The sequence below is a fragment of the Limnofasciculus baicalensis BBK-W-15 genome (assembly GCF_024178385.1).
Classification (GTDB): domain Bacteria; phylum Cyanobacteriota; class Cyanobacteriia; order Cyanobacteriales; family Coleofasciculaceae; genus Limnofasciculus; species Limnofasciculus baicalensis.
This window is the reverse complement of record NZ_JAMZMM010000315.1, coordinates 1-7371: the sequence shown is the minus strand read 5'-3', so window position 1 is coordinate 7371 and position 7371 is coordinate 1. Positions and strand designations below refer to the sequence as shown.

Here is a 7371-nt window from a genome sequence, read left to right as displayed (position 1 = left end):
CCACTCCCCACTCCCCATTCCCCAAAATCAAACTTCTTGAAAAACTTTATGTAATGCCCCATCCGACATAGTAGTGCCGCTGAGATTAGCACCATCAAGATTAGCCCCACTCAAATTTGCTCCCGTCAAATTAGCCCCACTCAAATTTGCTCCCATCAAATTAGCCCCACTCAAATCTGTATCTTTCAAATCTGCCCACATTAAGTTAGCATTCCTTAGCTCCATACCACTAAGATTTGCTTCACGGAGATTGACTCCAGCCAAGTAAATTCCACTTAAATCTATCCCTGAAAGCGAAACTCCGGGCGCAATTAAATATGCTCCGGCATCAATAGGATCAAACCCCTCTGGAAACAAAGTTTTTTCGTTATATAAAACCCGCTGTAAGTTAACCTGCTCAATATACGCCTCACTCAAATCTGTCTCATATAAATAAGCTCCACTCAGGTTAGTTTCCCAGAGATTAGCACCAATCAATTTAGCACCTCGGAGATCGGAACCAACTAAATTAACCCTAAAAAGATTAGCGCCATTAAGATCGGAACCGATTAAACCAGCACTCATTAGATTAGCACAACTCAAGTCCGCCCCCGTTAGACTAGCAAAACTTAAGTTAGCAGCAATTAAGTTTGCCTCCATCAAGTCAGCACCACTTAAATCAGCTCCTCGCAAGTTGGCTCCCTCCAACTCCGCGCCCTGTAAATTCGCGGCTCCCAAAGTGGTACGGGATAAGTTTGCTCGCAAAAGATTCGCGTGACTTAAGTTAGCTTGAGTAAAATCCGCTTCTCTAAGAAGAGCATGGGTGAGGTTTGCTCCACTCAAGTCAACTAGACAAAAATCTCTTTCTCCCGCTTCGTACTCGATCAATAGTTCATCAGGGTTCATACATTCTACCTCGGTTGGTTTATTACAACCACCAGTTAGCTGCTTTTTCAGTCACCTAAACAAATCAAGGTTATGTAAAACCTGACAATTTGATGATTTGTAAATCTAACAGCACTTCCGCAAAACTTCTATATGTAGGGTGCGTTACCCGTAACGCACCATCCATATTATTAGTAGTGTTGGTGCAAAAGTGCTATCTAAGGCGAGATTGAATTAGCTCTGGTTGTTGTGTATTACTTAGTAGATGCCGTTGATTAGCCCTGAAAATTTATCTATTATAGTACTTACGCATTAACTCTACTAATAGTCTGCCTGGTGCGTTAGCAGAGCATAACGCACCATACTGATAGAGTATGAGCGTAAGTACTGTATTAACAGAATAAGGAATCAATAAACCTCAGATTGCAGATTTATGAAATACACCTCAGAAACCCGGTTTCTCTCCCCATTCCCCATTCCCCACTCCCTATAAATTACCTCGAATCGCCCCCGCACGGCAATCTCTCAGCCAAATAGTCACCCCTTGACCGATAATACTGTTACTACTCTCCCGTGGCGGCGTGGGGGGGTTTCCCCCAGAAGTTGAGCCAAGCCGAGTAAACATCATTGCCAAGCGCCAACCACTTTCTGTGTGAGTCAAAAATAGCCAGTGGAAAGTTTGGAATTCAATCGCTTTACCTCCAGTATACTGCCGTTCTAGTGTTGTGAAAAAAACTTGCTGAGGTGGGTTAGGATCGGTTATAGAAGCAGTAACGTTAGATTGGCCAAGATTCAGGGGTAGAGGCTCAAATTCTGGTCTTCCTGCTATGATAATGTAGCTAAATTCGTCAACGCTTCTATTTAAACGTCTTGCCCGTTGAATAATGCGATTTCCATAACTAGGTAAATCTCGCAGCAATAATGATGTTAAAGTTGTTATATCCGATGGACAAGTGGAAGATGAAGGGAGAAGATTACTACTTGCTCTATTAGCTATAGGATTAATTTTACTGCTGTATTTGTCTATATTTAATCCATAAGTTGGTAATGCTATTTGCAATCCTAAGCATGTAAAAAGTAATAATTTCCTGAGTTTAATTCTATTCATTTAGTTTCACAAAAATAAATCAGGACTTAGGCAATTAGGATCGAAACTTAAATAGAGGTTTGTAGTAGGCGATTAATCGCCTACTGGGAACAAAATATTTAGTTAATACTACTTAACTCATCACAAATTTTCTCCCAAGCATCAAGAGGGTTAGATGCAGTAGTAATTGGTCGTCCAATCACTAAATAATCTGCACCTGCTTTAATTGCTTCTCCTGGTGTCATTGTTCGTCTTTGATCGCCAATAACTGACCATTTTGGGCGCACTCCTGGACAAATTAGGATAAAATTATCGCCACAAACTTGCCGCAATTGCGATACTTCATGAGGAGAACAAACTGCTCCATGCAAACCAGTTTCTTGAGCTAATAGTGCCATTTGTAATGCGTATTCTGGCAATTCAATGGGTACTTTCAGATCGAAGGCTAAATCCCGTGAATTTAAACTGGTAAGTAGGGTAATTGCGATTAATTTGGGGGGCGCACATCCTCCTGCTTTTGCTCCCTCATCTGATGCTGCTACAGCCCTTTTGAGAGCTTCCCTTCCCGCCACTGCATGAATTGTGATTAAATCGACTCCATAGGTTGCTGCGGCTCTTGTTGCTCCAGCTACGGTATTGGGAATATCGTGAAATTTGAGGTCAAGAAATATCCGCTTTTCTCTGTTTTTTAGGATGCGGAGTATTTCTGAGCCTCTACTGACAAATAGTTCCAAACCGACTTTCCAGAAGGATACTTGAGGCAATTTTTCTATGAGCGCGATCGCATCTGCCTCAGTAGCAACATCTAAAGGGACAATAATGCGATCGGATACTGACATTTTATTTGGCACCACAGTAGCTATTTATTTGATCTACTATTTTATCGCTTGCGTCCCCAGCGCTGTCAAGGCTTTCCCCAATACTATCTATGTCTGATTCAATGGTGTTGAGTTGTTCTAAACCCTCTTGTGTTACTTCCACTTGGGTTAAACTTATTAGTACCTGAGCCATATCGCGAATTCCTTGACTGAGATCTTCCCCTGTTTGAGCATATCGGTTTTTCAAGCTATTCAGTTGTTTGTCTGTTAAGTTAATCAGTTTTATATCTTGAGTTATGCTATCCAATTCTCCAGCAAATCTATTGAACTCTTGAGCTGATTCTCCCGCTAATTGTTGAATTTCATCGAGATCTTTTGCCTTTTTAAAACCATCACCTAGCTGGTCACTTTTATTGACAAATTCAGCAACTACTGGCTCTAATTCGTTGATCGATCCTATCAGTTGGTTACACTCCATTACTTTGATATCTCCGGCATTAGCGATGACAGATACCAGAGCAATACTGACGGTTCCCACAACGTTGTACAGATTACGCTCGTTTATCATTCTTAACATTTTTCCTCCCAATTCAGATTGTCGTAAGAGAGTAGGGGCGGCTTTTCCCGCAATATTATCGGTTAAGATTAAAGGTTAAGCTGTGACGCATTTAATTTCTATATTCCCGCACCCCACACCCTACTCAAAAAAATCAATATCCAATTTAGATGTGCAACAGCTTATCTCCTCAACCTACCTCTAGGATATCAACCGAATAAACTTCTTTCTACCCACTTGTAACACCTTCCCATCCAAAGGAGCGGGGGAATCAAAGGTAAGATCTACATCAGAAACGCGATCGCCCTCTAACTTCACTCCACCATCTTTAATCAATCGCTGCCCTTCCCCACTACTTTTACACAAGCCACTGACTTTGAGGATATAGAACAACTTAGCCGGAAACTCCACATTAGCCAGAGGGAATTCTGGTACTGCATCTGCTTGAGCCGTGAAGCCTGTTTTCACAATGTCTGCTGCGGCATTTTGGGCTTCTTTAGCGGCGGTTTCACCGTGATACTGAGTGACAATATTGAGAGCCAGGAGTTTTTGGCGATCGCGCGGTTCTTTGGGTAAATCACCTAAAGGTAAATTTGTCAATAGTTCAAAATACTCTTCTAAAAGAGCATCAGGAATTTTTTCCAGCTTAGAGTACATACTGAGGGCATTTTCCCCCAATCCCACATAATTGCCCAAAGATTTGGACATTTTCTGTACTCCATCCGTACCGATGATAATTGGTACGAGTAAACCAAACTGAGGTGTTTGACCAAAATGGCGCTGCAAATCTCGCCCTACAGCAATATTAAACTTTTGGTCGGTTCCCCCCAACTCCACATCCGCCTGGATTGCTACCGAATCATAACCCTGCATTAAGGGGTAGAGAAACTCGTGGATGTAAATTGGGTTTTCTTGTTGGAAACGTTCGGCAAATCCTTCCTTAGCCAACATCTGCCCTACCGTCATCGTCGCTAATAAATCCAGAATTTTCGTCAAATCCAACCCAGCTAACCACTCCGAATTATAGCGAATCTCTAAGCGTCCCGGTGTATCAAAATCTAAAATAGGACGAACTTGATCTAAGTAAGTTTCGGCATTCTGCTTAACTTCGGCGATAGATAACTGGCGACGGACTTCAGATTTTCCGGTAGGATCGCCAATTCTTGCGGTAAAATCGCCAATAATCAGGACAGCAGTATGACCAGCATCTTGAAAGGCTCGTAACTTCCGCACAGGGATACTATGGCCTAAGTGGATATCCGCGCCAGTCGGGTCAATTCCCAATTTTACCCGTAAGGGACGCTTTGTCAGCGCTAGCCGTTGAGCCAGGTTATCATTAGCATCTTGGGAATCAGGTTGGTTGGGAAAAATTTCACTGATACCTCGGTAAAGCCAAGTAGGAGTATTGGTATGTGACAATTGGAGATTTGACATGGGGATGGAAAGTATTTATGGATTAGAGGGAGGGTGGTATGGTGTTGAGACCAAATTGGGTTTATTTTAGGAAAATCCGAGGGGGAATGCGAACATCTTAAAAAAAAATGCCAGAATATCCATATTTGAGCGATCGCTCATTGTCCCAATACGATCTCGATTCCGATTGGAGCTGTGCTTAATCGATAATTGAATCACCGATCTTGGGCATTCGCCTTAGCGTAGCCCACTGCTAGCCTCGCTCTTACCATACCTGTTAGCAAAAAAAAAAATGAAGTATAAAGGATGAAGAATGAAGTGAGAGGCTCGATATGGGATCTAAACCCCCGCAAGCATCCTCAAGCCAGAGCAATTGGCGGGTTTTTCGCGATGGCAACGCCAGCCTTCGGCATCGCGGATTGCACTGAGATGCTAAACCCACTCACGCGCCAAAGCGTCCCTTTGTTCAAACACTCCCGCTGGTCTGCTTTATACTTCATACTTAATACTTTACACTTCAGATTACTGGGTTTGAAGTTCGACGCTCCTTCCACCAATCCATACCTTGCGCCAATCCTGACTCTTGCCAATAATTTCTGTAATCATTTATTTACAGAATCTACAAAGCAGTTGGCATGAGGTTGCCCCACCATGCCATTGAATTCTTTTTTTTAAGTGAGGAAGTGAAATCGCTGTGTCGTCTAGCACCGTCCAACAAAAACAAAGTAAAGAGAATAAACGCGACTTGTCACCGAGTTTTCGGTTTGCAGTCGGCGTTGCTCAGGTAACAGGCGGAACCATTCTCGGCATTACCATGCTGGCAAGCTCAGTTGTTGCTGGCGGGCTAGTTGGCTTGGCGACTAGCTTCCGCAATCTCCCGGATGTCAGAGTGCTAAGGGGCTACGTCCCGACCGAAACCACTTATATTTATGACATTAAAGGCAAAACTCTTGCCAGTCTACATGGTGAAGCTAATCGAGAAGTTGTCAAATTAGATGATATTAACCCGAATTTAAAGCGAGCTGTGATCGCGATGGAAGATAGCCACTTCTATCTCCATCATGGCATTAACCCCAATAGTGTCGGTCGTGCCTTAGTCGCCAACTGGAAGAATAACTCTGTGGTTGAAGGTGGTTCAACCCTAACCATGCAGTTAGTCAAAAATCTGTTCCTCAACCGGGAAAGAAAAGTTAGCCGTAAAGTCGCTGAGGCGGTACTGGCTATTCGACTCGAACAGATTTTTACTAAAGATCAGATTTTGGAAATGTACCTCAATCAAATCTATTGGGGTCATAACAACTATGGTATCCAAACTTCAGCCCAAAGTTATTTTGGTAAACCTGCTTCTAAGCTGAATTTAGCTGAGTCGGCGATGCTGGCAGGATTAATTCAGTCTCCAGAAGAATATAGTCCCTTTGTCAACTACAAGGTAGCTAAAAACCGACAAGCCACTGTCTTAGGTCGGATGGTAGAGTTGGGATGGATTACGGAAGCAGAAAAGAAAAAAGCATCAGCACAACAGTTGAAACTCGGTGAGATTACCTCCTGGCAAAGTAGCGAACTTCCCTACATCACAGAAGCTGTTGTCGCTGAATTAAAGGAGCGATTTGGGCAGGATGCCATCCTCAAAGGAGGAATGCGAGTCCAAACCACAGTTGACTACAAATTCCAAAAGATGGCAGAAGAAACTATCGCAGATGCTCATAGCAACCTACGTGCCTCCGGATTGTACCCCGATCAAGTAGCCCTAGCAGCAGTCGATCCCCGTACCCATTTTGTTAAAGCTTTGGTAGGTGGTATTGGTTACAAAAAGAGTCAGTTTAACCGTGCGATTCAATCTCGCCGTCAACCAGGTTCAGCTTTTAAGCCATTTGTTTACTATGGGGCTTTTGCTACTGGTAAATATTCGCCAGACTCAACTGTTTTGGATACCCCAGTTAGTTATCGCGATGGTGGTGGCTGGTACTCTCCCAAAAACTACGGCGGCGGCTATAGCGGTGCGATGAGTATTCGCTCGGCACTCATGCAGTCGGCTAATGTGCCAGCGGTTAAGCTTGGCAAAGCTGTAGGTTTAGACAAGGTAATTGAAATTTGCCGTACTGTAGGGTTTAAGAGTCCGATGGAACCTGTTGTTTCCTTGCCACTAGGGGCAATTGGTGTAACTCCGTTGGAGATGGCAGGCGGCTATGCCACATTTGCTAATAATGGTTGGCATTCTGACACCACAATTATTGCCCGTGTCACTGACAGTCTGGGAAATGTGTTGTTAGATAATACACCTCAACCCAGGCTAGTCTTAGATCAATGGGCGGCGGCTTCCCTCAACTCAGTCTTACAAAGTGTTGTTACTGGCGGTACTGGGAAACACGCCCAAATTGGTCGTCCAGCCGCCGGGAAAACGGGTACAACTAGCTCGGAGCGAGATATTTGGTTCGTGGGATATGTCCCGCAGTTATCAGCCGCCATATGGGTTGGTAATGATAATTACCGTCCCCTGGGCGGTGGCGCGACAGGTGGTGTATTTGCTGCTCCTATCTGGCGACGGTTTATGCAGAAGGCGATGAAAAATAAACCAGTCCAATATTTTGAGCCAGCTTCCAAGTTTAAACGTCCTTCTTCTTGAGGAAAGGGAG

7 protein-coding genes are annotated in these 7371 nt (G+C 43.7%); 1 reads left to right on the top strand and 6 read right to left on the bottom strand.

The genetic code is table 11. The features are described 5' to 3' along the window. Positions 1–27 precede the first annotated feature (27 nt). The 6 genes from NJ959_RS23015 to NJ959_RS22990 all read right to left on the bottom strand — a co-directional run bounded on the left by NJ959_RS23015 (position 28) and on the right by NJ959_RS22990 (position 5238). Positions 28–885, bottom strand: coding sequence for a pentapeptide repeat-containing protein (locus NJ959_RS23015; RefSeq protein ID WP_254014080.1), 858 nt, complete (start codon positions 883–885; stop codon positions 28–30). Positions 886–1351: 466 nt separating this feature from the next. Beyond that, positions 1352–1972, bottom strand: coding sequence for a hypothetical protein (locus tag NJ959_RS23010; RefSeq protein ID WP_254014079.1), 621 nt, complete (start codon positions 1970–1972; stop codon positions 1352–1354). Positions 1973–2070: 98 nt separating this feature from the next. Further along, the gene (gene pyrF, locus NJ959_RS23005) at positions 2071–2790 is read right to left on the bottom strand and encodes an orotidine-5'-phosphate decarboxylase (protein ID WP_254014078.1); all 720 of its coding nucleotides are present in this window, start codon (positions 2788–2790) and stop codon (positions 2071–2073) included. A 1-nt stretch (position 2791) separates the two neighbouring features. Next, on the bottom strand, positions 2792–3337 hold the full coding sequence (locus NJ959_RS23000; protein ID WP_254014077.1) for a hypothetical protein: 546 nt from the start codon (positions 3335–3337) through the stop codon (positions 2792–2794). Between the two features lie 189 nt (positions 3338–3526). Then, on the bottom strand, positions 3527–4759 hold the full coding sequence (gene tyrS, locus NJ959_RS22995; RefSeq protein ID WP_254014076.1) for a tyrosine--tRNA ligase: 1233 nt from the start codon (positions 4757–4759) through the stop codon (positions 3527–3529). 338 nt (positions 4760–5097) lie between these two features. Continuing rightward, entirely contained in the window at positions 5098–5238 is a 141-nt protein-coding gene (locus NJ959_RS22990; protein WP_254014075.1) for a hypothetical protein, read from the bottom strand. A gap of 194 nt (positions 5239–5432) precedes the next feature. On the opposite strand from NJ959_RS22990, the gene NJ959_RS22985 reads away from it, so the two are divergent. Next, complete coding sequence (locus NJ959_RS22985) at positions 5433–7361, top strand: transglycosylase domain-containing protein (RefSeq protein WP_254014074.1); 1929 nt, start codon at positions 5433–5435, stop codon at positions 7359–7361. Positions 7362–7371: the final 10 nt, after the last annotated feature.

Excerpts from the sequence above, each read along its gene's own strand:
- tyrS (WP_254014076.1), bottom strand. The coding sequence starts at position 4,759 with ATGTCAAATCTCCAATTGTCACATACCAATACTCCTACTTGGCTTTAC.
- NJ959_RS22990 (WP_254014075.1), bottom strand. The coding sequence starts at position 5,238 with ATGAAGTATAAAGCAGACCAGCGGGAGTGTTTGAACAAAGGGACGCTT.
- pyrF (WP_254014078.1), bottom strand. The coding sequence starts at position 2,790 with ATGTCAGTATCCGATCGCATTATTGTCCCTTTAGATGTTGCTACTGAG.
- NJ959_RS23010 (WP_254014079.1), bottom strand. The coding sequence starts at position 1,972 with ATGAATAGAATTAAACTCAGGAAATTATTACTTTTTACATGCTTAGGA.
- NJ959_RS23000 (WP_254014077.1), bottom strand. The coding sequence starts at position 3,337 with ATGATAAACGAGCGTAATCTGTACAACGTTGTGGGAACCGTCAGTATT.
- NJ959_RS23015 (WP_254014080.1), bottom strand. The coding sequence starts at position 885 with ATGAACCCTGATGAACTATTGATCGAGTACGAAGCGGGAGAAAGAGAT.